Origin of the sequence: Pseudomonas sp. CCI1.1 (genome assembly GCF_034348165.1) — a bacterium.
GTDB lineage: Bacteria > Pseudomonadota > Gammaproteobacteria > Pseudomonadales > Pseudomonadaceae > Aquipseudomonas > Aquipseudomonas paracarnis.
Map to the genome: position 1 here is coordinate 5144338 of NZ_CP133780.1, position 25704 is coordinate 5170041.

Annotated in this window: 22 protein-coding genes; 4 read left to right on the forward strand and 18 right to left on the reverse strand. The window is 62.8% G+C overall.

What is annotated here, in order from left to right; translation table 11 throughout:
• Positions 1–285 precede the first annotated feature (285 nt).
• The 3 genes from gltB to hemE all read left to right on the forward strand — a co-directional run bounded on the left by gltB (position 286) and on the right by hemE (position 7473).
• Entirely contained in the window at positions 286–4731 is a 4446-nt protein-coding gene (gltB, locus tag RHM69_RS23285; RefSeq protein WP_019818335.1) for a glutamate synthase large subunit, read from the forward strand.
• Between the two features lie 32 nt (positions 4732–4763).
• Positions 4764–6182, forward strand: a complete 1419-nt coding sequence (locus RHM69_RS23290; RefSeq protein WP_003187920.1) for an FAD-dependent oxidoreductase — start codon at positions 4764–4766, stop codon at positions 6180–6182.
• A gap of 223 nt (positions 6183–6405) precedes the next feature.
• Positions 6406–7473, forward strand: a complete 1068-nt coding sequence (gene hemE, locus RHM69_RS23295) for a uroporphyrinogen decarboxylase (RefSeq protein WP_003187922.1) — start codon at positions 6406–6408, stop codon at positions 7471–7473.
• A 101-nt stretch (positions 7474–7574) separates the two neighbouring features.
• On the opposite strand, the gene RHM69_RS23300 is transcribed toward hemE, so the two are convergent.
• Positions 7575–8789 (reverse strand): MFS transporter, encoded by a 1215-nt coding sequence (locus tag RHM69_RS23300; protein ID WP_416151977.1) that lies wholly within the window; start codon positions 8787–8789, stop codon positions 7575–7577.
• A gap of 184 nt (positions 8790–8973) precedes the next feature.
• On the opposite strand from RHM69_RS23300, the gene RHM69_RS23305 reads away from it, so the two are divergent.
• Positions 8974–9867: a LysR family transcriptional regulator gene (locus RHM69_RS23305; RefSeq protein ID WP_014716587.1), complete on the forward strand. Its 894-nt coding sequence runs from the start codon at positions 8974–8976 to the stop codon at positions 9865–9867.
• A 101-nt stretch (positions 9868–9968) separates the two neighbouring features.
• Here RHM69_RS23305 and RHM69_RS23310 read toward each other — a convergent pair whose 3' ends face one another.
• The 17 genes from RHM69_RS23310 to RHM69_RS23390 form a co-directional block, all read right to left on the reverse strand.
• A complete protein-coding gene (locus RHM69_RS23310) occupies positions 9969–10388 on the reverse strand; it encodes a hypothetical protein (RefSeq protein WP_020301670.1) in 420 nt (139 codons plus the stop codon).
• Positions 10389–10414: 26 nt separating this feature from the next.
• The gene (locus RHM69_RS23315; protein ID WP_014716588.1) at positions 10415–11641 is read right to left on the reverse strand and encodes a beta-ketoacyl-ACP synthase; all 1227 of its coding nucleotides are present in this window, start codon (positions 11639–11641) and stop codon (positions 10415–10417) included.
• Positions 11641–12369, reverse strand: a complete 729-nt coding sequence (fabG, locus tag RHM69_RS23320; protein ID WP_014716589.1) for a 3-oxoacyl-ACP reductase FabG — start codon at positions 12367–12369, stop codon at positions 11641–11643. Before fabG ends, RHM69_RS23315 begins: the two co-directional genes overlap by 1 nt.
• Positions 12366–12827 carry a hotdog family protein gene (locus RHM69_RS23325; RefSeq protein WP_020301669.1) on the reverse strand — a complete coding sequence of 154 codons (462 nt, stop codon included), beginning with the start codon at positions 12825–12827 and terminating at the stop codon, positions 12366–12368. The genes fabG and RHM69_RS23325 overlap by 4 nt, the downstream gene beginning before the upstream one ends.
• Positions 12824–13990: a beta-ketoacyl-[acyl-carrier-protein] synthase family protein gene (locus tag RHM69_RS23330; protein ID WP_014716591.1), complete on the reverse strand. Its 1167-nt coding sequence runs from the start codon at positions 13988–13990 to the stop codon at positions 12824–12826. The genes RHM69_RS23325 and RHM69_RS23330 overlap by 4 nt, the downstream gene beginning before the upstream one ends.
• Positions 13987–14469 carry a hypothetical protein gene (locus RHM69_RS23335; protein ID WP_014716592.1) on the reverse strand — a complete coding sequence of 161 codons (483 nt, stop codon included), beginning with the start codon at positions 14467–14469 and terminating at the stop codon, positions 13987–13989. Before RHM69_RS23335 ends, RHM69_RS23330 begins: the two co-directional genes overlap by 4 nt.
• Positions 14466–15215 carry a class I SAM-dependent methyltransferase gene (locus RHM69_RS23340; protein ID WP_014716593.1) on the reverse strand — a complete coding sequence of 250 codons (750 nt, stop codon included), beginning with the start codon at positions 15213–15215 and terminating at the stop codon, positions 14466–14468. Before RHM69_RS23340 ends, RHM69_RS23335 begins: the two co-directional genes overlap by 4 nt.
• Positions 15212–16459, reverse strand: coding sequence for an NAD(P)/FAD-dependent oxidoreductase (locus RHM69_RS23345; RefSeq protein ID WP_038448572.1), 1248 nt, complete (start codon positions 16457–16459; stop codon positions 15212–15214). Before RHM69_RS23345 ends, RHM69_RS23340 begins: the two co-directional genes overlap by 4 nt.
• 33 nt (positions 16460–16492) lie before the next feature.
• Positions 16493–18823 carry an MMPL family transporter gene (locus RHM69_RS23350; RefSeq protein ID WP_200599109.1) on the reverse strand — a complete coding sequence of 777 codons (2331 nt, stop codon included), beginning with the start codon at positions 18821–18823 and terminating at the stop codon, positions 16493–16495.
• Entirely contained in the window at positions 18795–19478 is a 684-nt protein-coding gene (locus RHM69_RS23355; protein ID WP_234451974.1) for an outer membrane lipoprotein carrier protein LolA, read from the reverse strand. Before RHM69_RS23355 ends, RHM69_RS23350 begins: the two co-directional genes overlap by 29 nt.
• Positions 19475–19900: an acyl-CoA thioesterase gene (locus RHM69_RS23360; protein WP_014716597.1), complete on the reverse strand. Its 426-nt coding sequence runs from the start codon at positions 19898–19900 to the stop codon at positions 19475–19477. Before RHM69_RS23360 ends, RHM69_RS23355 begins: the two co-directional genes overlap by 4 nt.
• The gene (locus tag RHM69_RS23365) at positions 19893–21434 is read right to left on the reverse strand and encodes an HAL/PAL/TAL family ammonia-lyase (RefSeq protein WP_060767924.1); all 1542 of its coding nucleotides are present in this window, start codon (positions 21432–21434) and stop codon (positions 19893–19895) included. Before RHM69_RS23365 ends, RHM69_RS23360 begins: the two co-directional genes overlap by 8 nt.
• Complete coding sequence (locus tag RHM69_RS23370) at positions 21418–22353, reverse strand: glycosyl transferase (protein ID WP_038448578.1); 936 nt, start codon at positions 22351–22353, stop codon at positions 21418–21420. The genes RHM69_RS23365 and RHM69_RS23370 overlap by 17 nt, the downstream gene beginning before the upstream one ends.
• Positions 22350–23084: a glycosyltransferase family 2 protein gene (locus RHM69_RS23375; RefSeq protein WP_014716600.1), complete on the reverse strand. Its 735-nt coding sequence runs from the start codon at positions 23082–23084 to the stop codon at positions 22350–22352. Before RHM69_RS23375 ends, RHM69_RS23370 begins: the two co-directional genes overlap by 4 nt.
• Before the next feature lie 149 nt (positions 23085–23233).
• The gene (locus tag RHM69_RS23380) at positions 23234–24904 is read right to left on the reverse strand and encodes an acyl-CoA synthetase family protein (RefSeq protein ID WP_200599110.1); all 1671 of its coding nucleotides are present in this window, start codon (positions 24902–24904) and stop codon (positions 23234–23236) included.
• Positions 24901–25446 carry a membrane protein gene (locus RHM69_RS23385; protein WP_014716602.1) on the reverse strand — a complete coding sequence of 182 codons (546 nt, stop codon included), beginning with the start codon at positions 25444–25446 and terminating at the stop codon, positions 24901–24903. The genes RHM69_RS23380 and RHM69_RS23385 overlap by 4 nt, the downstream gene beginning before the upstream one ends.
• Entirely contained in the window at positions 25443–25697 is a 255-nt protein-coding gene (locus tag RHM69_RS23390; RefSeq protein ID WP_003187949.1) for an acyl carrier protein, read from the reverse strand. The genes RHM69_RS23385 and RHM69_RS23390 overlap by 4 nt, the downstream gene beginning before the upstream one ends.
• Between the last annotated feature and the right edge of the window lie 7 nt (positions 25698–25704).

The window sequence follows — 25704 nt, forward strand, 5'->3', positions numbered from 1 at the left end:
TCCGAGACCGCGCGCTTTGTGGTGTCTGCGTCACAGTGGCTTTTGAGTCGTAGCGGTCAGAATTAAAAAAGTTTTGACTAGCACAGCATATCGCTTTAAACCTTTCATAAATGCGACATAGATTTGCGACATTTCGTCGCTAAATTTGTGAGCGTCTGTGTCGGTGTGTACAATGACCTCCCTTTTGCCCCCGCTAAGCCGGCGTACGTTCGGCGTGGAAGGTAACCGGTTGAATTGAAAAGAAATTTGCCTCGATATAAGAGGCAGCCTGGTGAGAAAGTGTCTATGAAAGCAGGTCTGTACCAACCCGATGAATTCAAGGATAACTGCGGTTTCGGCCTGATAGCCCACATGCAGGGCGAACCCAGTCATACCCTTTTGCAAACGGCCATCGAGGCCCTGACCTGCATGACCCACCGCGGTGGGATCAACGCCGACGGCAAGACCGGTGACGGCTGTGGCTTGCTGATTCAAAAGCCCGACCAGTTCCTGCGTGCTGTCGCCAAAGAGCAATTTGCGGTCGAACTGCCCAAGCAGTACGCCGTGGGCATGGTGTTTTTCAACCAGGACCCGGTAAAAGCCGAGGCCGCTCGCGAGAACATGAACCGCGAGATCGTTGCCGCCGGCCTGCAGATCGTCGGCTGGCGCAAAGTGCCCATCGACACCAGCGTACTCGGCCGTCTGGCCCTGGAGCGCCTGCCGCAGATCGAACAAGTGTTCATCGCCGGCGATGGCCTGAGCGACCAGGACATGGCGATCAAGCTGTTCACCTCCCGTCGTCGTTCGTCGGTGCTCAACGCCGCCGACACCGACCATTACATCTGCAGCTTTTCCCACAAGACCATCATTTATAAAGGCCTGATGATGCCGGCGGACCTCACCGCCTTCTATCCAGACCTGAGCGATGAGCGCCTGCAAACCGCAATCTGCGTGTTCCACCAGCGCTTCTCCACCAACACCTTGCCGAAATGGCCGCTGGCTCAGCCATTCCGCTTCCTCGCCCACAACGGCGAGATCAACACCATCACCGGCAACCGCAACTGGGCTCAGGCCCGGCGCACCAAGTTCGCCAACGATTTGATGGACCTCGAAGAGCTCGGCCCGCTGGTCAACCGCGTGGGTTCGGACTCCTCCAGCATGGACAACATGCTTGAGCTGATGGTCACCGGTGGCATCGACCTGTTCCGTGGCGTGCGCATGATCATTCCGCCAGCGTGGCAGAACGTCGAGACCATGGACCCGGACCTGCGTGCGTTCTACGAGTACAACTCGATGCACATGGAACCGTGGGACGGCCCGGCCGGCGTGGTCATGACCGACGGCCGCTACGCGGTGTGCCTGCTCGACCGTAACGGCCTGCGCCCGGCGCGTTGGGTCACCACCACCAATGGCTTTATCACCCTCGCCTCGGAAATCGGCGTGTGGGACTACAAGCCTGAAGACGTGATTGCCAAAGGCCGTGTCGGCCCTGGCCAGATCCTGGCTGTGGACACCGAAACCGGACAGATCCTCGACACCGACGCCATCGACAACCGTTTGAAGTCGCGTCACCCGTACAAGCAATGGCTGCGCAAGAACGCCCTGCGCATCCAGGCGACCATGGAAGACAACGACCACGGTTCGGCTTTCTACGACATCGACCAGCTCAAGCAGTACATGAAGATGTATCAGGTCACGTTCGAAGAGCGCGACCAGGTGCTGCGCCCACTCGGTGAGCAAGGCTACGAAGCCGTAGGCTCCATGGGTGACGACACGCCAATGGCCGTGCTGTCCCAGCGCGTGCGCACGCCGTACGACTATTTCCGCCAGCAGTTCGCCCAGGTGACCAACCCACCGATCGACCCGCTGCGCGAAGCCATCGTGATGTCCCTGGAAGTGTGCCTCGGTGCCGAGCGCAACATCTTCCAGGAATCGCCTGAGCATGCGTCCCGCGTGATCCTCAGCTCGCCGGTCATTTCTCCGGCCAAATGGCGCTCGCTGATGACCCTGGAGCGTCCAGGCTTCGACCGCCAGATCATCGACCTGAACTACGACGAGAGCCTGGGCCTTGAAGCGGCTGTACGTAACGTTGCTGACCAGGCTGAAGAAGCCGTGCGCGCCGGCCGTACCCAGATCGTACTGACCGACCGCCACATCGCGCCGGGCAAGTTGCCGATCCACGCGTCCCTGGCGACCGGCGCGGTGCACCATCGCCTGACCGAAAAAGGCCTGCGCTGCGACTCCAATATCCTCGTGGAAACCGCCACCGCCCGCGACCCGCACCACTTTGCGGTGCTGATCGGTTTCGGCGCCTCGGCGGTGTACCCGTTCCTCGCGTACGAAGTGCTGGGTGACCTGATCCGTACCGGTGAAGTGCTGGGCGACCTCTATGAGGTGTTCAAGAACTACCGCAAGGGCATCACCAAGGGCCTGCTGAAGATCCTGTCGAAGATGGGTATCTCTACGGTCACCTCGTACCGTGGCGCTCAGTTGTTCGAAGCCATCGGTCTGTCCGAAGAAGTCTGCGAGCTGAGTTTCCGTGGCGTACCGAGCCGCATCAAAGGTGCGCGTTTCGTCGACATCGAAGCCGAGCAAAAAGCCCTGGCCTTGGAGGCCTGGAGCGCGCGCAAGCCGATCCAGCAAGGTGGCCTGCTCAAGTTCGTGCACGGTGGCGAATACCATGCCTACAACCCCGACGTGGTCAACACTCTGCAAGCCGCTGTGCAGCAGGGCGACTACGCCAAGTTCAAGGAATACACGAGCCTGGTGGATAACCGCCCGGTGTCGATGATCCGCGACTTGTTCAAGGTGAAGACCCTGGACACGCCGATGGACATCAGCCAAGTCGAGCCGCTGGAATCGATCCTCAAGCGCTTCGACTCCGCCGGTATTTCCCTGGGTGCCTTGTCGCCGGAAGCTCACGAAGCCCTGGCCGAAGCCATGAACCGCCTGGGTGCGCGTTCCAACTCCGGCGAAGGCGGTGAAGACCCGGCGCGCTACGGCACGCTCAAAAGCTCGAAAATCAAGCAGGTGGCCACCGGCCGCTTTGGTGTGACCCCCGAGTACCTGGTCAATGCCGAGGTGCTGCAGATCAAGGTTGCCCAGGGCGCCAAGCCGGGTGAGGGTGGGCAACTGCCAGGCGGCAAAGTCAACGGCCTGATCGCCAAGCTGCGTTACGCCGTACCGGGCGTGACCCTGATTTCGCCACCGCCGCACCATGACATCTACTCGATTGAAGACTTGTCGCAGTTGATCTTCGACCTCAAACAAGTCAACCCTCAGGCCCTGGTCTCGGTGAAACTGGTCGCAGAAGCCGGCGTCGGCACCATTGCCGCTGGCGTGGCCAAGGCCTATGCCGACCTGATCACCATCTCCGGCTACGACGGCGGCACTGGCGCGTCGCCGCTGACCTCGATCAAATACGCCGGTGCACCGTGGGAGCTCGGCCTGGCCGAAACCCACCAGACCCTGCGCGGCAACGATCTGCGCGGCAAGGTGCGAGTACAGACCGACGGCGGCCTGAAAACCGGCCTCGACGTGATCAAGGCCGCGATCCTCGGCGCCGAAAGCTTCGGCTTCGGCACCGCGCCAATGATCGCCCTGGGCTGCAAATACCTGCGCATCTGCCACCTGAACAACTGCGCTACCGGCGTAGCGACTCAGAACGAAAAACTGCGCAAGGATCACTACATCGGCACCGTCGACATGGTGGTGAATTTCTTCACCTACGTCGCCGAAGAAACCCGTGAGTGGCTGGCCAAGCTGGGCGTACGTTCGCTGGAAGAGCTGATCGGTCGCACCGACCTGTTGGATATCCTCGAAGGCCAGACCGCCAAGCAACAACATCTGGACCTCACCCCGCTGTTGGGCAGCGATCACATCCCGGCAGACAAGCCACAGTTCTGCCAGGTGGACCGCAACCCACCGTTCGACAAAGGCTTGCTGGCCGAGAAAATGGTCGAAATGGCCGGCTCCTCGATCAACGACGCCAGCGGTGGCGAATTCGCCCTGGATATCTGCAACTGCGACCGTTCCATCGGCGCACGCATCTCCGGCGAAATCGCACGCAAGCACGGCAACCAGGGCATGGCGAAAGCGCCGATCACCTTCCGCTTCAAGGGCACTGCGGGCCAAAGCTTCGGCGTGTGGAACGCCGGCGGCCTGCACATGTACCTGGAAGGCGACGCCAACGACTACGTGGGCAAGGGCATGACCGGCGGCAAGCTGGTCATCGTCCCGCCGGCTGGCAGCGTGTACAAGACCCAGGACAGCGCCATCATTGGCAACACCTGCTTGTACGGCGCCACCGGTGGCAAGCTGTTTGCCGCAGGTACCGCCGGTGAGCGTTTCGCCGTGCGTAACTCCGGTGCCCACACCGTGGTGGAAGGTACTGGCGATCACTGCTGCGAGTACATGACCGGAGGCTTTGTCGCGGTACTGGGCAAGACCGGTTACAACTTCGGTTCGGGCATGACCGGCGGTTTCGCCTACGTGCTCGACCAGGACAACACCTTCGTCGACAAGGTCAACCACGAGTTGGTCGAGATCCAGCGCATCAGCGGCGAAGCCATGGAGTCCTACCGGAACCACTTGCAGCACGTGCTGGACGAGTACGTCGAGGAAACCGGCAGCGAATGGGGTCGTAACCTCGCCGAAAACCTCGATGATTACCTGCGTCGTTTCTGGCTGGTCAAGCCCAAGGCTGCCAACCTGAAATCGTTGCTTTCCAGCATCCGTGCCAACCCGCAGTGATATGCGCCTGAACAGTTTGATGAGGTTTTAACATGGCTGAACGTCTGAATAACGACTTCCAGTTCATCGATGTCGGGCGCAAAGATCCGAAGAAGAAACTGTTGCGTCAACGCAAGAAAGAGTTCGTGGAAATCTACGAACCCTTCAAACCCCAGCACTCGGCCGACCAGGCCCATCGCTGCCTGGGTTGCGGTAACCCGTATTGCGAATGGAAGTGCCCGGTGCACAACTTCATTCCCAACTGGCTCAAGCTGGTGGCCGAGGGCAACATCCTCGCCGCCGCCGAGCTGTCTCACCAGACCAATACCCTGCCGGAAGTCTGCGGCCGGGTGTGTCCGCAAGACCGGCTGTGTGAAGGGGCCTGCACCCTCAACGACGGCTTCGGCGCGGTGACCATCGGTTCGGTGGAGAAGTACATCACCGACACCGCGTTCGCCATGGGCTGGCGCCCGGACATGTCCAAGGTCAAGCCAACCGGCAAGCGCGTCGCGATCATCGGTGCGGGCCCTGCTGGCCTAGGGTGTGCCGACGTGTTGGTGCGTGGCGGCGTGACTCCGGTGGTGTTCGACAAGAATCCGGAAATCGGTGGCTTGCTGACCTTCGGCATTCCCGAGTTCAAGCTGGAAAAAACCGTACTGAGCCACCGTCGTGAAGTGTTCACCGGCATGGGTATCGAGTTCCGTCTCAATACCGAAATCGGCAAAGACATCACCATGGAGCAACTGCTCGCCGAATACGATGCGGTGTTCATGGGCATGGGCACCTACACTTACATGAAGGGCGGCTTTGCCGGTGAGGACTTGCCAGGCGTGTATGACGCGCTCGACTTCCTGATCGCCAACGTCAACCGCAACCTGGGCTTTGAAAAGTCGCCGGAAGATTTCGTCGATATGAAGGGCAAGAAGGTCGTGGTGCTGGGCGGTGGCGACACCGCGATGGACTGCAACCGCACCTCGATCCGCCAGGGCGCCAAGTCGGTGACCTGTGCTTATCGCCGTGACGAAGCCAACATGCCCGGCTCGCGCAAAGAGGTGAAGAACGCCAAGGAAGAAGGCGTGAAATTCCTCTACAACCGCCAGCCGATCGCCATCGTCGGTGAAGACCGCGTCGAAGGTGTGAAGGTGGTCGAGACCCGTCTCGGCGAGCCGGATGCCCGTGGCCGTCGCAGCCCCGAGCCGATCCCGGGTTCCGAAGAAATCATCCCGGCTGACGCCGTGGTCATCGCCTTCGGTTTCCGCCCAAGCCCGGCACCGTGGTTCGAGCAGTTCGAGATCCAGACCGACAGCCAGGGCCGCGTCGTCGCCCCGGAGCAAGGCCAGTACAAGCACCAGACCAGCAACCCGAAGATCTTCGCCGGTGGCGACATGGTGCGCGGGTCGGACCTGGTGGTCACCGCGATCTTCGAAGGCCGTAACGCCGCCGAAGGCATCCTGGACTACCTGCAAGTCTGATGATCGTTCCCACGCTCCGCGTGGGAATGCCGCCAGGGACGCTCCGCGTCCCGAACAGCATGACGCGGAGCGTCACAGGAGGCGTTACCACGCGGAGCGTGGGAACGATCCTGCGGCGGCATTGCCGCGACAAATTGACCCGATAGACAAAAGGCACGGCGCATTCCGTGCCTTTTGCGTCGCGCTCTGAGAAAATGCCCGCACTTTTTTTGCGGATGCCGACATGACTGCCCTCAAGAACGACCGTTTCCTTCGTGCCCTGCTCAAGCAACCCGTAGACGTCACCCCGGTGTGGATGATGCGTCAAGCCGGTCGCTACCTGCCGGAATACCGCGCCAGTCGCGCCAATGCGGGCGATTTCATGAGCCTGTGCATGAACCCGGAGTTCGCCTGCGAAGTCACGATGCAGCCGCTGGACCGCTACCCACAACTGGACGCGGCCATCCTCTTCTCCGATATCCTCACCATCCCCGACGCCATGGGCCAAGGCCTGTACTTCGAAACCGGCGAAGGCCCGCGCTTCAAGAAAGTCGTGAGCACCCTGGCCGATATCGAAGCCCTGCCGATCCCTGATCCACACAAAGACCTGGGCTACGTGATGGACGCCGTGAGCACCATCCGCCGCGAGCTTAACGGCCGTGTGCCGCTGATCGGCTTTTCTGGCAGCCCATGGACCCTGGCCACCTATATGGTCGAAGGCGGCTCGTCGAAAGACTTCCGCAAGACCAAGGCCATGCTCTACGACAACCCGCAAGCCATGCACCTGTTGCTGGACAAGCTGGCGCAGTCGGTCACCTCCTACCTCAACGGCCAGATCATGGCGGGCGCCCAAGCGGTACAGATTTTCGACACCTGGGGCGGCAACCTGTCGGCGGCGGCGTACCAGGAGTTCTCCCTGGCCTACATGCGCAAGATCGTCAGCGGCCTGATCCGCGAACACGAAGGCCGTAAAGTGCCGGTGATCATGTTCACCAAGGGCGGCGGCCTGTGGCTGGAAAGCATCGCCGACGCGGGCGCCGATGCACTGGGCCTGGACTGGACCTGTGACCTCGGCGAAGCGCGCCGTCGCGTCGGCAACCAGGTGGCCCTGCAAGGCAACATGGACCCGACCGTGCTGTACGCCAAGCCAGAAGCGATCCGCGCCGAAGTAGGGCGCATCCTGGCTAGCTACGGCAAAGGCAGTGGCCACGTGTTCAACCTTGGCCACGGTATCACCCCGGAAGTGAACCCGGAGCACGCGGGTGCGTTCTTGCGCGCAGTGCACGAACTGTCGGCGCAGTACCACGAGTAAAACGCAAAACAAACTGTGGGAGCTGGCTTGCCTGCGATGGCGGCGGTCGAATTCAACACCGCCATCGCAGGCAAGCCAGCTCCCACATAAAGCCAATCGCGTCAGGTCTGCATATTTCCCAGTGGCGGCAACTTCGCCAGCTTCAACGCCACCAGCAACGCGCCAATCAGCAGCGCGACGATAAACCCGCCAATCCCATTCCACCCGGCAAAGTGCCAGAAGAACCCACCCGCCGTCCCGGCAATGCTCGACCCCACGTAGTAGCAGAATAGGTACAGCGACGACGCTTGCCCCTTGGCTTTCACCGCACGGCGCCCGATCCAGCTGCTGGCGACCGAGTGGGCGCCGAAAAAGCCGAAGGTGAAGATCAGCATGCCCGGCACCACCAACCACAGCGGGGTGAACAGTGTCAGCGCCATGCCGGCGAGCATCAGCACGATGGTGGCCCACAGCACTCGGCGGCGGCCGAGGCGGTCGGCCAGGGAGCCAATCTTGGCCGAGCTGTAGATGCCCGACAGGTACACCACTGACAACAGGCCAACCACCGCCTGGCTCAGCTCATAGGGTGAGGCCAGCAGGCGATAGCCGATGTAGTTGAACATCGTCACGAAGGCGCCCATCAGCAGGAAGGCTTCAAGGAACAGCCACGGCAGGCCGGCGTCCTTGAAGTGCATGACGAAGCCGTCCACCAGGTTGCGCGGCTTGAGGCTGCTGGCGCGGAAGTTGCGCGACTCGGGGAGGATCCTCCAGAACACTGTGGCGGCGATCAATGCCAGGGCACCGATGATCAGCATTGCGGTGTGCCAGCTGACGAAGTCGATCAACACGCCGATGATCAGGCGCCCGCTCATGCCGCCAATCGCGTTGCCACCGATGTACAAACCCATGGCCAGGCCAATGTGTTGTGGGTGGATCTCTTCGCTCAGGTAGGTCATGGCCACGGCGGCCAGGCCGCTCAAGGACAGGCCCACCAGTGCGCGCATCAACAGGATGCCCTCCCAGCTCGGCATCAGGCCGCTGGCGATGGTGGCCAGCGCCGCACAGAACAACGCGGCAACCATCACCGGCTTGCGCCCCAGCCTGTCGGATATCGGCCCGGTGATCAGCAGGCCGCAGGCGAGCATCGCGGTGGCGACGGATAGAATCAGGCTGCTCTGCGCGGCATTGATGGAAAACTCGTGGGACAGCGTCGGCATCATCGGCTGCACGCAATACAACAGCGCAAAGGTGGCGAACCCGCCGGAGAACAGCGCCAGCACGGTGCGCATGAACATCGGCGTGCCTTTTTCGATGTACGCGTCGTTGAGCTGCGCCACTACGTCATCAAGGGCTGAGGGCGAGGTGTGTTGGGCAAGTGGGGCAACAGCAGGATTCACGGGGGACCTCGGGGAGGAAAGTCTGCCAGGACTGACAATACGAAAAAGAATATAGCTGGCTAATGATTCTTTCCAATATATTGTTCGACCTGTTTGATAGCTTTTACGACCTAATGAGGCTTGCATGGAATTTCGCCATTTGCGCTACTTCATCGCCGTTGCCGAAGAGCTGCACTTCGGCCGCGCCGCGCAGGTGCTGGGCATCTCGCAGCCGCCCCTGAGCCAGCAGATACAGGCGCTGGAACACGAGCTGGGCGCACGCTTGTTCGAGCGTACCAATCGTCGGGTCGAGCTGAGCGAGGCCGGGCGCTTGTTCTTGCAAGAGGCACGGCTGGTGCTGGCCCAGGTCGACAAGGCGGCAGATGTGGCGCGGCGTGCGCAGTTGGGGGAACTGGGTGAATTGAAGATCGGCTTCACCTCGTCTGCGCCGTTCAACGCCAGCATTCCCCAGGCGATCTTTGCCTTCCGCCAGGCATTCCCGGCGGTGCATCTGAACCTGCAAGAAATGAGCAGCACCCAAGTGGCCGAGTCGCTGGTGGACGAGTCGATTCAGGTTGGGTTGATGCGGCCTTTGCCCTTGCCCGACTCACTGAACGTGATCGAGTTGATGCGCGAGCCATTAGTCGCGGTACTGAGCGCCGGCCACCCATTGGCCCACGGCAGCGAGCGCGGCTTGCATCTGGAGCAATTGGCCGAGGAGCCTTTTGTGTTCTTCCCGCGCAGTTACGGCAGCGGCTTGTACGCGCAGTTGCTCAACCTGGCCCGCGACGCCGGGTTCAGCCCGCACTTTGCCCAGGAAGCAGGGGAAGCAATGACCATCATCGGCCTGGTGGCGGCGGGGTTGGGGGTGTCGGTGTTGCCGGCGTCTTACCAGCGCATCCGCATTGACGGCGTGGTCTATCGCACCTTGCTCGACCCGCAGGCGGTGACGGCGGTGTGGCTGGTGCAGCGCAAGGGCGCGCAAACGCCAATGGCGAAAGGGTTTGTGGAGTTGTTGACGCGTAAGGCCGCTCAATAACCTGTGGCGAGGGAGCTTGCTCCCACTGGGTCGCGTAGCGGCCCTAAAAAATGGGCCTGCTGCGCAGTCCAGCGGGAGCAAGCTCCCTCGCCACAAGGGGGTCAGTTTTGCGGCGAAGTATTTGCTTCATTCACGCTGTAAGTACGCAACCCCGCCAGAATATCCCGATCCAGCATGCTCACCCAGCGGTTGTAGTTGCGATGGATCTTACCGTCCTTGTAGCCCAGGTCGCGGCTGTCGCGGTAGGTGATGGCGTAGCTGTTGCGGGTGTAGCGGATGTCGATGGCGGCGTAGAACTGGCCGCGCACGGTGATCTCGGCCTGCACCAGTTGTGGGCTCAGGCGTTGTACCGTCCACTCGCGTTTTTGCAGGGCGGCGACGATCACTTGCTTCATTTTTTCTTCGCTGACCTGGCTTGTGGCCGGTAACTCATGCTGGGTGTTGAGCACGGGTTTGCTGGTGCAGCCAGCCGTGGTCAGCAGGGCCAGGGTGATCAGGGCAGCGCGTAGCAGGGAAGACATTCCGTTTTCTCCAATCGATTAAAAAGTCAGGCCCAGCGGCGGAAGATCAACGAGGTGTTGACCCCGCCGAAGGCAAAGTTGTTGTTCATCACGTAGTCGTTGTGCATCTGGCGAAAGCCACCTTGCAGGTAGTCCAGCTCGCCGCATTGCGGGTCGACCGCGTCCAGGTTGAAGGTGTGCACGTACTGGTCGCGGTTCATCATCTCGATGCTGAACCACGATTCCAACGCCCCGCACGCGCCCAAGGTGTGCCCCAGGAAACTTTTCTGCGAACTGATCGGCATACGGCTGCCAAACAGGCTGCTGGTGGCCAGGGTTTCGGCGATGTCGCCCTGATCGGTAGCCGTGCCATGGCCGTTCACGTAGCCGATGGCGGACGGTTCAAGACCTGCGTCTTCCAGGGCCAGCTCCATGGCGCGGCGCATGGTTTTCTGTTCCGGGCGGGTGGTGTGCTGGCCGTCGGCGTTGCTGCCGAAGCCGACCAGCTCCGCATGAATATGCGCGCCTCGCGCGAGTGCGTGTTCCAACTCTTCGAGCACCAACATGCCGCCACCTTCACCGATCACCAGGCCGTCGCGGCCGCTGTCGTAGGGACGAGGGCTGGTTTGCGGCGCATCGTTTTTCAGGCTGGTGGCGTACAGCGCATCGAACACCATGGCTTCGGTGGGGCACAGTTCTTCTGCGCCGCCCGCAAGCATCAACGGCAGGCGCCCGAACTTGATTGCCTCATAGGCGTAGCCGATGCCCTGGCTGCCGCTGGTGCAGGCGCTGGAGGTAGGAATCAGCCGGCCCGTGAGGCCAAAGAAGATGCTGATATTTGCCGCCGTGGTGTGCGGCATCATGCGCACATAGGAGTTGGCATTGAGCCCCTCGGCCACCGAGTTGAGCAGCATATTGCCGAACGCCTTGATCTCATCGGTGCTGCCGGTGGACGAGCCACAGGCCACGCCCATGCGCCCGTCCTTGATCGACTCGTCACCCAGCAAGCCGGCGTCCCGCAACGCCTGCTCGGCCGCCCACACCGCCAGGCGCGAGACGCGGCCCATGCTGCGCAGTTGTTTGCGCGTCCAGTGAGCGGGCACGACGAAATCGTCGATAGGGCCGGCCAGGCGGGTGTTCAGTTCGGTGAAACGGTCCCACTCATCCATGCGCCGAATGCCGCTGCGGTTGGCGCGAAAGTTCGCGGCGATGGTGTCCCAGTCGCTGCCCAGGGAGGTCACGCCGGCCATGCCGGTGACGACAACGCGCTTCATCAGCACAGGCCCCCGTTTACGGCCAGCACCTGGCGCGTGATATAGCCGGCTTCGGCGGACATCAGGAAGTTCACGGCGCCAGCGACTTCTTCCGGCGTGCCCATGCGTTGGGCCGGGATCATTTTCATCAGTTCTTCTACCGGCACGTTTTCATCCAGCATCGCGGTGTCGATCAGGCCCGGCGCCACGCAGTTGACGGTGATCTTGCGCTTGCCCAATTCAATGGCCAGCGCCTTGGCCGCACCGATCAAGCCGGCTTTGGAGGCGCTGTAGTTGACCTGGCCGCGGTTGCCGATCAGCCCGGACACCGAGGTGATACACACGATACGCCCGGCGGCGCGGCGCCGAATCATCGGCATCATCACCGGGTGCAGCACGTTGTAGAAACCATCCAGGTTGGTGCGCATCACCACATCCCAATCGTCTTCCGACAGCGCAGGAAAGGCGCCGTCGCGGGTCAGGCCGGCATTGAGCACCACGCCGTAATAGGCGCCATGCTGCTCCACATCGGCCTCAAGGATCTCTTTGCACGCAGCGCGATCCGCCACGTCGAACTGCAGCACGCGTGCCTCGCGCCCCAGGGCTTGGACCTCGAGCTGTACCGCGTCGGCTTCGGCACGGCCGCTGCGGCAATGCAGCACGATGTCATGGCCGGCCTGGGCCAGGCGCAGGGCAATGGCGCGGCCGATACCACGGCTGGAGCCGGTGACCAGTACGGATTCAGTCATGGCGTTTCGTCCTTCGATTCATCTAAATAGTTGGCCGCCTGGGGCGGTCGAAATACGTTCAAGCGCGCGCTGGCCTGGATACCGTCGCCGGTGAGGTGGCATTCGAACACGCCCATGCCGTTGTCGTCTTCCAGGGAGCGCAGGCCGTGGATATTCAGCTCGAGGCCGGCCGGAAAGTGCTCCACGTTGCACTCGAACTTACGTGTGCCCAACAGGAAACCGAGTTCCACGGCCTTGCCTTGCTGGCGTGCATGGCAACCGGCATAGGCGGCGACGCTTTGCGCCATCAGCTCGATGCCGACCCAGGCGGGCAGGCTACCGTCAGCACGGTTGAACAGGCCGCCGGGCTTGATGGTGACGCGGGTGTGGATCTGCTCTTCATCGAACGACAGCACCTGGTCGATCAGGATCATGTCGCCCGCATGGGGCAGCAGTTCGGCAAGTGGCCAATCGATCATGGGGCCTCTGCGATTATCAGGCTGACATTGTTACCGCCGAAGGCAAACGAGTTGCTCATCAGGCAGGGTTTTTTCAAGCTGTCGCCGCTGCGCGCCCATTGCAACGCGGGCAGCGCCGGGTCGGGGTGGCCGTCCCATACGTGGGGTGGCAGCAGGCGATGGGTCAGGCTCAGCCAGCAGAACGCGGCTTCCAGTGCCCCGGCAGCGCCGAGGGTGTGGCCGGTCATGGGCTTGGTCGATGAGCAGGCGACGCCGCCTGGAAACAGGCTGGCGACCGCCAGGCTTTCCATGGCGTCGTTGTGTTGGGTTGCGGTGCCGTGCAGGTTCAGGTAGCCGATCTGCTCGGGCGAAAGCTTTGCACTGGCCAGGGCCTTGCGCATGGCCAGCAACGCGCCCTTGCCGCTGGGCTCGGGCGCAGAGATATGGTGCGCGTCGCAACTGGCGCCGCTGCCCAGCAAGGCGATGGGGGCCGGCTCGCGGCTCATCAGGAACAGCACCGCCGCTTCACCGATATTGATGCCGTTGCGGTTCACCGAGAACGGATTACAGCGCTCCGCAGACACGGCTTCCAGCGCGGTAAACCCGTTCAGTGTCAGCTTGCACAGGCTGTCCACGCCGCCGCAGATCACCGCATCGCACACCCCCAGGTCCAACAGGCGCTGGGCGCTCATCAATGCTCGGGCGCTGGAGGTGCAGGCGGTGGAAATCACATAGGCCGGGCCGCTCACGTCCAACCAGTCGGCGAGGAAGTTGGCCGGGGCGCTGAGTTCCTGTTGCTGGTAATCGTAGTCAGCGGGGAACTGCGTGTTTTGCAGGTAATGGGCAATGCCACGGCTGGCTTCGTCAATGCCCGAGGTGCTGGTGCCGAGCACAACCCCGACCCGGCCAGGGCCGTAGGTCTGGATGGCCTGACGAATCTCATCCTTGATCTGCAGCGCCGCTTCCAGCAGCAACTGGTTATTGCGGCTGCTTTGCTCGGCCAGCTCTGGGGGCAGGCTTGCCAGCTCGCCCTGTACGGCGGCCACCGGCACTACGCGCTCCGGCACCCAGCCGCTTTCGGCGCGCATGCCTGAGCAATCGCCGGCGAACAGGTTACGGCTGACCTCGGCCTGGCCACGGCCAAGGGCACAGATCACGCCAAGGGCATTGAGGTAGGCGGTCATCGGCTCACACCCAGCGGGGTGATGCGGTAACTCAGCGGCTGGCCGGCCATGTTCACGCTGAACACCTCGGAAGACTGATAGATGATTTGCCAGTGGCTCGGCAGCGTGCGCGTCAGGTCCATCGCCTGAGCGTGCGGATACAACGCGGGCACATCACCAGCCGGGGTCAGGGCAAACAGCAGCGCGGCAAACAACTCCCGTGCCTGGGGATTGGGCGGCAGCAACCCGTCGGCCTGCCACTGCCCATCAAGCAGTTTTTGCCGGGCCTGGGGAATGCCCAGCGGGTCCATCATCGACCAGCGAATCGCGCGGCCTTCGCGCTGGATCACCAGCAGCCAGTCCTGGCTCTGGCCGTCCGCCAGGCGCTGCACATGCAGTTGCATCGGCAAGGCCAGGGCCGGGATTTTTTCCGGCAACGGTGCCTGGCTGGCGCAGGCGCCGAGCAGCAGCAGGCAACTTATCAACAGCAGGCGCATCATGGGGCCGCATTCTCCACAGGTTTACGCGCTACGCAGTTGACCAGGGTTTCCTCGCGCTGGCCCACGGGCGGTGCCTTGCGCAGGCCCCAGCGTTCCAGCAGGCCGAAGTCACTGGAACGGCTCCACCACAAGTAAGGGTACGAAATGTTCTGTGCAGCGAACTCAAAGCCCTGCTCGCGCAGCATCTCCAAGTACTCTTCGGCGCTCTTTTGCACATGCATCGGGTGGCGAAACAGCCAGCGAATCACCCAGGTGTCGATGTAGGCTTCGGTGGATTCGGCAAACAGCAGATAGCCGCCCGGCTTGAGCACCCGATAGAACTCCTTGAGTGCGCGATGTTGTTCCACCAGATGATGGAAGGTCTGGTGGCAGAACAGGATATCGACGCTGGCATCCGCTAGGTTGAGGGTTGCGCAGTCGCTGCCGATCAGCTCGACGTCCAGGCCCAGCCGCGCGGCTTCTTCTCGGCTCAGTGCCAGGCTGTGAGGGTCCGCATCCAGGCCGATCAGGCGCGAAGGCGCAAATACCTGATGCAGCAACTGGAAGGATTTGCCTTGGCCGCAACCGGCATCCAGCAACACCGGCGCCACCGGCAGCGGCTCGCTGAACAGGCTGCGCAGGTCATTGATCGCCACGCGCAACACGTGATGCTGCCAGGTATGGCTGCGCAGGAACCAGAAACCGAACTTGGTTTCTTCGACGTAGTTTTGACTCAGGTAGTTTTTTTCGACGCCCGGGCTGCTCATACCGCTTCACTCGCACAAATATCCGACAACATCCGCAAGCGCCGTTTCGGCTCGCTGACAAACGGGTTGCGTTCATCCCAGGCGTAACCGGCCAGGATAGAGCTGATCATGCGGCGAATCTCCGGTGAACTGCCAGGATGGAAAATCACGTCCTGGAACGTGCCCGCATACCAGCCTTCGACGTAGCAACGGAAGGTATCGACACCGCGCTTGAGCGGTTCGGCGAACTCGGTTTGCCAGTCCACTGTTTCGCCGCTCAATTGGCGGTGCAGCACCCCTGCGGCCATGCTCGCCGAACGCATGGCAATGGTCACGCCGGAAGAGAACACCGGGTCGAGGAACTCCGCCGCATTGCCCAGTAGCGCAAAGCCTGGGCCGTGCAGGGTTTTGACGTTGGCCGAGTAGCCGCCGATGGTGCGCGCCGGGGTGTCCCAGACGGCATTTTGCAGCACGCCGGACAGGCTTGGGGTTTGCTCGATAAAGTCGCGCAGGCAGGCGTCGAGGTCGCTGTCGGCACCCTCGAAATGCTCCTTGGCCGCAACCACGCCCACCGAACAACGGCCATTACTGAACGGGATGGTCCAGAACCAGATATCGCGCTGGGTCGGGTGAGTGGTCACCAGGATTTTGCTGCGGTCAAAGCCTGGGTGTTCGATACGGTCCTCGACGTGGGTGAATACGGCCTGGCGCAGCGGGAAATTCGACGGTGCTTCCAGGTCCAGCAGGCGTGGCAACACACGGCCATAGCCACTGGCATCGAGCACGAACCTCGCCTTGAGGTGGTACTCGCTGCCATTCTGGCGGCGCACATGCAAATACCGGCTCTCGGCAGAAAAATCCACGCCGACAATGGTTTGGCCATAGCGGATTTCCACGCCTTGCAGTGCCGCCTGGTCGGCCAGCAATTTGTCGAACTCGCCGCGCTGCACCTGGAAGGTGGTGGGCTTGCCGTTGCTGAAGGTGTCGCTGAAATCAAAGGCACTGTAGCGCTCGCCCCAGGCGAAGGCCGCGCCGGTTTTTACCTGGAAGCCTGCAGCTTGCACAGCGTCGAGCATGCCGGCTTCTTCGATAAAGTCGATGCAGTGCGACAGCAGGCTTTCGCCAATCGAGAAACGCGGGAAATGCTCGCGCTCGATGATCAATACATCATGCCCTTTGCGCTTTAACAGCGCGGCCGCGATGGCACCGGAAGGCCCGGCACCGATCACCACCACCTGGCGACGTTCCATTTCAACTGTGGGCACGAGGGCTCCTTGCCGCATAGGCGCTAATCACATTCATAAGGCGTGTTTCTGCCGGCCGGCCCAGGGTGCCAGCATAAAGCTGAACGCCAGGCCCAGGCTGACCGACAAGCCGAAATTACTCACGGCCGGTGTACTGGAGACCGCCAGCAGGCCGAACGACAACCAAGTCGTCAGCGCTGCCAGCAGTGTTCCCAACAGGCTGACGGCAGGGCCGCCGATCTGCTCGCGCATCAAAATCGCATAGTCGACGCTGATGGCCGTGACCAGCAGCAGGCCAAACAGGCTGAACAAAGTCAGCGGCTGGCCCAGCCAACCGAGGCTGGCCAGGCTGCACAACGCGGCCAGCAGCGGCAGGGCGACGATACGCAAGGCGCCGCCAACGCCGAAGGGCGCAATCAGCAATAGCACGATCAGCACGCAAGACAGCAACTTCAATTCGGCAGCGCTGATCTGCGTGTCGGCAAATACGCGGTTCAAGTCGCCCAGGCGGTCGACCAGTTGCACACCGGGCAAGTCCAGCGCCTGCACCCGCAGCAGCGCCGGGTTGTTCAAGCCTTGCAGGCTGACCATGGCCGCCACGCCACCGTCCACCGGGCCCAGCCACAGCGTGCGCCACGGCTCGGCCAGCGGGCCTTGCAGTGCGGCGTCGATGTCTGCGGTAGGCAGCGCCTGCAATTGCGCCACTTCGGCTTGCAGGGCACTGAGGGGCACGCCGAGGTCCAGTAGCGGTTGCCAGTGTAGCGCCAGGTTGTTCAGCGCCTCGCGCAACTGTTGTTGTTCGGCGGGGAGGTTGACCAGTTGATTGAGCGCCAGGTAGCCCTGAAGCTTGTCCATCTGTACCAACTGGTTCAAGCGTTTGCCCAGGGCGGCCTGGCGTTCCAGCAACTGCTGCTGATTGTCCGCCCGCACCAGGAAAAACTGGCTTGTGGGCTGGAACCCGGTGATGCGCGCCACGGCCTGGGCTTCCTGCAGCAACTGCGGCGGTGCACCGATCCATTGGCGGATATCGTTTTTAGTGTTCAGTTGCCAGAGGCCCGCCGCGCAGAACAGCAGCACCCACACCAGCAGTACCGAACTGGGCACGCGTTTGAGCAAGGCCGTGCGCAGCTGCCATAGGCCTTGAGCGACACGCAGCGGCCATTGCGCCGGGCGCAGTTCCACGCCCTTGAGCAGCGCGGGCAACAGGCACACGGCACACAAATAGGCACCGACCAAACCGGCAGCCGAAAACACTGCAATCTGGGTCAGCGCCGGGAACGGCGTCCAGGCCAGCGCCAGGTAGCCGATAGCGCTGGTGGCCAGGCTCAGGCTCAGCCCTGGCAGGGTCAGGCGCAACGCCGGCCAACTGCGCCAGGGTTGCAGGCTCCAGCTTTTGGACAGGTAGTGCAGTGGGTAATCCACCGCCACGCCGATCAGGCTGGAACCCAGCACCAGGGTCATCACATGCATATGCCCAAACAGCGCCACACATGCCACCGCGCCAAACAGCATGCCCACCAGTACCGGCACGAACGCCAGCAGCACCCGCCAGCGTCGGAACGCCAGCAGCAGCAATAACAGGATGCCCAGGGTGGCGCCGCCGCCGACCCAGGTCATTTCCCGCGTGGCCTGCTGCTGCCCGTTGGCCGCATAGAGTAAACCGCTGGCGGCGAGCAGTTGCGCGCCGTGTGCGCCGGCTTGCTCGCGGCTGGCCTTCAGCAAGTCCGCCACTTGCAGCGGCAGCTTCATATCGAAGGCGTTGCCGGTAGTGCGCGCTCGCAGTAGCACCCAACTCTTGCCGTCGGCATCGGCGATCAAGGCGCCGCTGCCGATGTCCATTTGCACCGCACCGTGTTGCGGCTGGCTGTTCTGGATGCGCCCGGTCAGGCCGAGCCAATCGTCCTGGCTTGGTACCAGGCTGAAACCGGTGAAGGGGTCGAACAGCGATTGCACGCGTTGCTGGATGAACGCCTCAGGCTGCTGGATCAGTTGTTCGCGGTCCTTGGACGAGAGCATCGACAAACGCCCACGCAGCAGTTGTTCGCGCAACGCTGGCAAGTCGGCTTGCAGGTTCCACTGCACCTTTTCAAACAGGCCGCTGGCCTGCCAACGCTCACCCAGTTGCTGCGCCACGGCCACCGCTTGCTGGCGGTCGGCATGCCCCACCAGTACCAGCATTTCGCGGTTGAGCGGCTCTTGCATGCGCTGTTCGGCTTGCAGTTCCAAGGCGTCCGGCGTGCTGCCGGGCACCAGTTCCATCAGGTTGGCCGACAACGGCGCGCCATCACGCCACTGCCAGCCTGCCAGGGCCAGCACGGCCACCAGCAAGGTCAGGAACAGGCGCGGCAGCAGGCGCTCACTGGGCAAAGTCGTGTTGCTCCGCATTGCTCAACGGCTGGTCGGCGGTATTGTCCTGCATGCGCAACAGCGTGCTGTCGCCTTGGGTTTCCAGCAGTTCAATGGTGCGCACCAGTGCGCCGCCGTCGATATTGATCTGGGTGAAGACTTGCTTGAGCAGCAGTGAGCGTGGGGTCAGCGTGAGCTTCCATTGTTGGGCCTCGCCTTGCAGTTGCAGGTCGAAGTCGCGCTGCAGGCCACTGCTGTCGCCCTGCAGTACTGCCAGGAACAAACGATTCTGTTCGGCGCCGGCACTCTTGTTTGGCAGTAGTTGCCAGCCATTGGCATCGCGGCGGGCAATGCCCTGGGCTGTAATGCGGTAGTCCTGTTGCAGCGGGCTTTTCAACAGCCACAGCAGGCCTTGATCCTTGGCGAGCACGAAGGTGCCCTTGCTCACCAATGGCTGGGGCAGGGCGCGCAGGTGTTTTTCCTGGGTGAAGTTGCCGTGGATCACGGAGGGTTTGGCAAGCTGATCGCTCAACTGCTGGAGGTCGAAGGCGTGGGCGCTGAAGCTCAGCAACAACGCGATCAATGTGGGCGCGGGCTTGCCCGCGAAGAACCTGAGGGCGCTGCGCAGCGTCAGGCGACCTGCGTTATCGTTAACGTCCATCGCGGGCAAGCCCGCTCCCACAGGGGATCTCATTTCAAGGCTCTCTCTACGGCGTCGGTGAAGACTTTGGGCGAGGCCAGCTGCATTTCGCGGCTGGCGATTTCCACCGCTACTTGCACGGTGCTGGCGCGGGTCAAGCGTTCGCCGCTGGCCAGGTCGGTAATCAGGTAGTTCACCTTCAAACGGTTCTCCCATTCCACCAGGCTGGCGCGCACATTGATGGTCTGGCCGAAGGTCGCGCCGCGTACATAGCGTAGCTGCATGTCGATCACCGGCCACGCATAGCCGGCTTCGAGCATCGCCGCGTAGTTATGGCCGATCTTGTCCAGCAACGCACAGCGCGCCACTTCAAGGTACTTCACGTAATGCCCGTGCCACACCACGTTCATGGTATCGATGTCGAAAAACGGCACGAGGATTTCAGTGTCGCTGTGCAACACGCCGGGGCTACGCATGCAGCCTCCAGTGTTGCGCGGCGATGCGTTGCAGGCACAGGCGCAGTTCGCCTTCCAAGGCGCGGTCTTCGATGACCGGCGCAAAGTCCTGGGCCAGTTCCGCGTGCATCGCGGCCAGTGCCGGTGGCAGTGGGCGGGCATCCTCGGCCTGGGCGCGCAGCCACACGCCCTGGTTGGCGGCGAGCAGGGTCGCGGCGGCCACCTGTTCGGTCAACTCCAGCACGCGGATCGCATCGCGGGCAGCGATGGTGCCCATGCTCACCTTGTCCTGGTTGTGGCACTCGGTAGAGCGTGAGAACACGCTGGCCGGCATGGTGTTTTTCAGCGCTTCGGCGGTCCAGGCGCTGGTGCCGATCTGCACGGCCTTGAAGCCATGGTTGATCATCGCGCGATCAGCCGGGGCGCCCGACAGGTTGCTCGGCAGGCCATGGTTGTAACGCACGTCCACCAACAGTGCGAGCTGGCGGTCGAGCAGGTCGGCAACGTTGGCCACCAGGGTTTTGAGGCTGTCCATGGCGAAGGCGATATGCCCACCGTAGAAGTGCCCGCCATGCAGCACGCGTTCTTCTTCAGCGTCGATGATCGGGTTGTCGTTGGCGCTGTTGAGCTCGATTTCGATGAACGAGCGCAGCCAGCTCAAGCTATCGGCCAGCACGCCGAGTACGTGGGGTGCGCAGCGCAGCGAATAGCGATCCTGCAAGCGATGCAGCGGTGCGGTCGGTGCATCGATCGCCAGGTCGTGGCGCAGCCACGCAGCCACTTGCATCTGCCCTGGGTGCGGCTTGGCGGCGAAGAGGCGCTCGTCGAAGTGTTCCGGGTTGCCTTGCAGCGCCACCACATTGAGCGCGGTGATGCGCGTCGCCAGGTGCAGCAGGTAGTCGGCGCGGGCGAAGGCCAGGCAGGCCAGGCCGGTCATCACCGCGGTGCCGTTCATCAGTGCCAGGGCTTCCTTGGGGCGCAGGACCAACGGCTCCCAGCCCAGCTCGCGGTGAACGTCGGCCGCCGGACGGCGTTCACCACGGAATAGCACCTCGCGCTCGCCGGACAAGGTCGCGGCCACGTAGGACAGCGGCGTCAGATCACCACTGGCACCCACCGAGCCTTCTTCCGGGATCAGTGGCAGCACATCGTGTTCGAGGAAGGCGTGCAAGCGCTCCAGCAGCTCCACGCGTACGCCCGATACGCCATGGCACAGCGACTGCAAACGCGCCGCCAGCACGGCACGGGTGGCTTGGGCGTCGAGCAACTTGCCCAGGCCGCAACCGTGAAAGGTGTACAGATGACGCGGCAAGGCTTCGACGTGCTCCAGCGGCACCGCCACTACGCAGGAGTCGCCGTAGCCGGTGGTCACGCCGTAGATCACGCCTTCCTTGTCCAGCAGCGAGTCGAGGAACTGCGCGCCCTTGGCGATGCGTTGGCGGTACGCGGCATCGTCCTGCAGGCGAGTGGGTACCTGGCGGTTGGCCAGGGCCAGCACGTCTTCGATGCGCAGGGGGCGTTCACCAAAGGTGATGGGCTCAAGAGGCGTCGTCATCGGTCTTCCAGAAAGGGTAAAAGTTGAACCATTGTTGGGGCGCTTGCAGGCAGAACTGGCCCAAGCGTGCGGCGTAGCGGGCGGTCCACAGGGCGATGACCTGCTCGCGGGTACTGCGCTTCCACTCGATCAAATCGGCAAAGGGCTCGATAGTCAGGCGATAGCGGCCCTGGTGCTTAAGACACATCAGCAGATTGACCGGGCACTTGAGCAAGCCCGCCAGCAGCCATGGGCCTTGGGGAAATGCCGCCGTATGGCCGAGGAAGTCCACGCGCACCGTACGCCCGCCGTGCAGCGGGATGCGGTCGCCGGCAATCGCCAGCCACTCGCCATCGTCCAGGCGCTGGCTGAGCAGCAGCATGGTGGCCGGGTCCAGTTCGCTCACCTGAATCAGGCGCAAATGGGTCGCGCCGGCCTCGCCCAGCAGGCGGTTGAAACGCTCGGCGTGCTTGGTGTGCACCAGCACGTTCATGGTGACCTGTTCACCCATTTCCGCCAGGGCGCGGCACACTTCCAGGTTACCCAGGTGCGCACCCACCAGCATCTGCCCGCGCTCGCCACGCAGTTGGCTGCGCAACTGCGCCGGGTCGTTGATCTCGATTTGCTCCAGGCGCAGCTTGCCGTTCCACACGTCCAGCTTGTCCAGCAGCGAATCGGCGAAGGCCATGAACTGGGCAAAGACGGTGCGGTGGCTCGGCAGCAAGTCATCGCGCCCGCTCCATTGCGCCAGCCGCTGCTGGTATTGCCACGCGCTGTGGCGTGCGGTGCGGCCGAACAGGAAGAAGTAAAAGACGATGCTGTAGAGCAACGGGCTCAATAGGCGACGGCCGAGGACTTTGACCGCGACCGCGGTGAATTTCATCAGCCAGAAGCTGCCGCGTTCCTCGCGGTCGGCCCAATGTTTGGTGCTGTCGTTCATGCTTGCCACCGTCGCCACAGGATCATCGGCGCGCGCACGAGCATGCCGAAGAACAACCGCGTGTGCATGGCGCTGATGCGCAGGTTGTCACGCAACAAGCGAAAGTGCGACAGGCCGTCGGCGGGGTAGTGCACCTGGGTGGGCAGCCAACGCATAGGCTGGTTGCGCCAGGCCAGGCGTACCAGGATGTCCGAGTCGAAATCCATGTGCGTGCCGATGTAGGCCGAGTCCATCAGCGCCAGGGTCGGCGCCAGCGGGTACACGCGAAAGCCGCACATCGAGTCGCGAATCTCAAGCGACAGGGTATTGATCCACACCCACACGTGGGTCAGGTAACGTGCGTACAGGCGACCCTTGGGCACGCTGTCGTCGTATTCGGGGTAGCCGCAGATAACGGCGTCGGGATGCTGGCGTGAGGTGTGGATAAAGGTCTCGACTTCGCGCAGGTCGTGCTGACCATCGGCGTCCACTTGCAGGGCGTGGGTGTAGCCCAGGCGCGCTGCCTCGCGAAAGCCGGCCATCACGGCGGCGCCCTTGCCCTGGTTGCTGGGCAGGGTCAGCAGGGTGACGTTGTCCAGCGTCGCCAGGTGCGCCAGCACTGCTGCGCAGGCGGCGCTGCTGCCATCGTCCACCAAGAGGCAGGGCAGGCCGCTCTTCAGCACACTGTGGACCACGGCCGGCACGGCGGCTTCGTGGTTGTACACCGGGATTAAAGCGCAGGGGTTATGCATGATGGGGGGCAACCGATACACCGCGCCGCCTGCATCGCAGGCAAGCCAGCTCCCACATTGGATTTGCTGTGCACACAAGATTGTTGGCCGACACTGATCCAGTGTGGGAGCGGGTTTGCCCGCGATTGAGCACGAAGTGCTCACCCGGCTTATGCATGCGCGGCCTCCAGCACGATCCGCCCGCTTGAGCACGCCGCAACCCCATTGCGATAGGCGAAGTACAGTTTGCTACGCTCCCGATCAAAGCGCAGGTGCAGTTCGATGTGATCGCCCGGGCGCACCAGTTGCTGGAACTTGAGCACTTCCATGCCGGCGAACCGGGTTGGCAGGTCGAGCAATTGCTGGCCCAGGTTGAACGCCCATTCCACCTGCACCACCCCCGGCAATACTGGGGTGACCGGGAAGTGCCCGCTGAAATAGGCCAGGTCCGGTGGGATGCTCAGTTGCAAGGTCCATTCACCTTCGGTTTCGACTTGCGCCAACACCTCGGGGCCCTTGGGGCGAGGCGCCAGCAACAAGGCTTCGACATCGGCCTGAGGCAGCTTGCCCTGGCTGTTCAGCGGCAGTTGGCGCAGCAAGCGCCAGCGGCGCGGCAAGGCCAGGGCCTCGCAATGTTGGCTCAAGTGCTGGCGCAAGGTTTGGGTGAGCGTGCGGCGGCCCTGGTTGCGCAGGGCATGCAAGCCATCGCTGCTGAGCACCACCAGCGCGCCGAGGGAGGCGCGGTTTTCCTGCGCCACGCCCAAGCGGGTTTCGGCGACCCACGGGTGGGTCATCAACGCCTGTTCGAGCATCGGCAGGGAGATGCGTTTCTCTTCCAGCTTGACGATACGGTCCAGGCGGCCCAGCAACTCAAAACGGCCATCGGCATGGATGCGTGCAGCGTCGGCAGTCTGTTCGATGTGCCCTTCGGGCAGGTATTTTGATGCGATACGCAGAGCGCCGTCGGCATCCTGGCTCAGTTGTACATCGGCAAACGGCTGCCAGGGTTGCGCACCCTGGCGCCAGGCGATGCCGCCGGTTTCCGAGCTGCCGAGGATTTCCGTCGGCCATTGCTGTAAACGGTCGTAGAGGCTGCCGGCAGCTTCAATCGGCAATGCACCGCCGGAGGAAAACACTCGCGCAACCTGGCTCAGTGCCGGCCAGTCGAGGTTGTCGCCCATGCGCTTGAGCAACGCCGGGCTGGCCACCCAGGCAAATTGCCGGTGCTCTCGGCTGGCGCGCTGCATGTCTTCGGGGAACGCCAGTTGTTTGCGCACAAAGGTGCGACCTGCGCACAGCGGCCACAGCACGCGAAACAGCAAGCCGTAGATATGCTGGGTGGCGACACTGCCGATGATGCAGGCGTCCTTGAGGTCTTTGCCCCACAGGGCCTCCAGCGCCTCTACTTCATTGGCCAACTGGCGCAGGGACTTGTCGATGCGCTTGGGCTCGCCGCTGGAGCCGGAGGTGCACAGGCTCAGTTGGCAAGTGTCCAGGTCGAGGGCGGCGGCGCTCAAGGGCACTTGATACAGCGCGTCCAGGTCGCTGGCTTCGACCAGCCAGGCATCCACGGCGTCGGTCCAGCGTTGGCGCGTCTGGGGTTGCAGGTCGGCGGGCAGCAGCACGCTCGCGCCTGCGCGCCAGGCGCCCAGCAGCGCAATCGCCAGCAGCCCGGCGTCTTCCAGGTGCACGGCCAGGCGCCGGATACCCCGGGCTTGCAGGCCCGCCGCCAGGCTCAGCGACTGCTCCCACAGTTGCGCGTGGTTCATGAGGGGCTCGGTGGTCACCCCGCGATCTTGCAGTGGCTCAAGCAGCAAATGCTCAAGTTTCAACCCTTTCATACGCGGCCTCGAACCCTTTGTCGTACCAGCCATTCCACGGCAAACAACAGCCCCATCAGCCCGTAGGCGATCAGGCCGTTGTACAACGTCCACCAGCTCAGCGGCGCCCACAGGGTGAGCGCGGCGGCGAGCAGGCCATTACAGAGAAAAAACACACTCCACACCAGGGTGACCCGGCGGGTATACACCACCGCGTGGGGCGGCAGGTGCGGGTCGGTCATGCGTGCCAGGCGCTCGACCATCGGCGGGCCGTATTTCAGGCTCAGGCCGAACAGCGCCAGCATGAACCCGCTGACCAGGCTCGGGTACCAGCGCAGCCACTGCGGGTTATCGAACCATGCCAGTGCCAGGCAAAACACGATCACCACCACCGCCATCCAACGGCTGCCCGGGCGCCGCGCAGCGGTGAGCGCGCGCAACAGCCACAGGCTGCCCAGCAGCAAGCCGAACTGCCAGGGTGCAAAATGCTCGGTGCCGTAATACACGGCGAAGGGGTACAGCAGCCCCGCCAATAACAGGCCAAGGCCGATCAGCCGGCTCATGCGGCGGGCTGGACCAGACGGTACACCGCCTCTACCACGTCGTTCACCGTGCGTACCGCCTTGAACTCTTCGGCGGCGATTTTCTTGCCGGTCTGGCGCTTGATGTGGTCGATCAGGTCCACGGCGTCGATGCTGTCGATTTCCAGGTCCTGGTACAGGTTGGCGTCGAGGGTGACGCGTTCCGGGGGCAGTTCAAACAGTTCCACCAAGGCGTCGCGCAGGGTGTTGAAGATATCGTCACGAGTTTGCATGGTACGG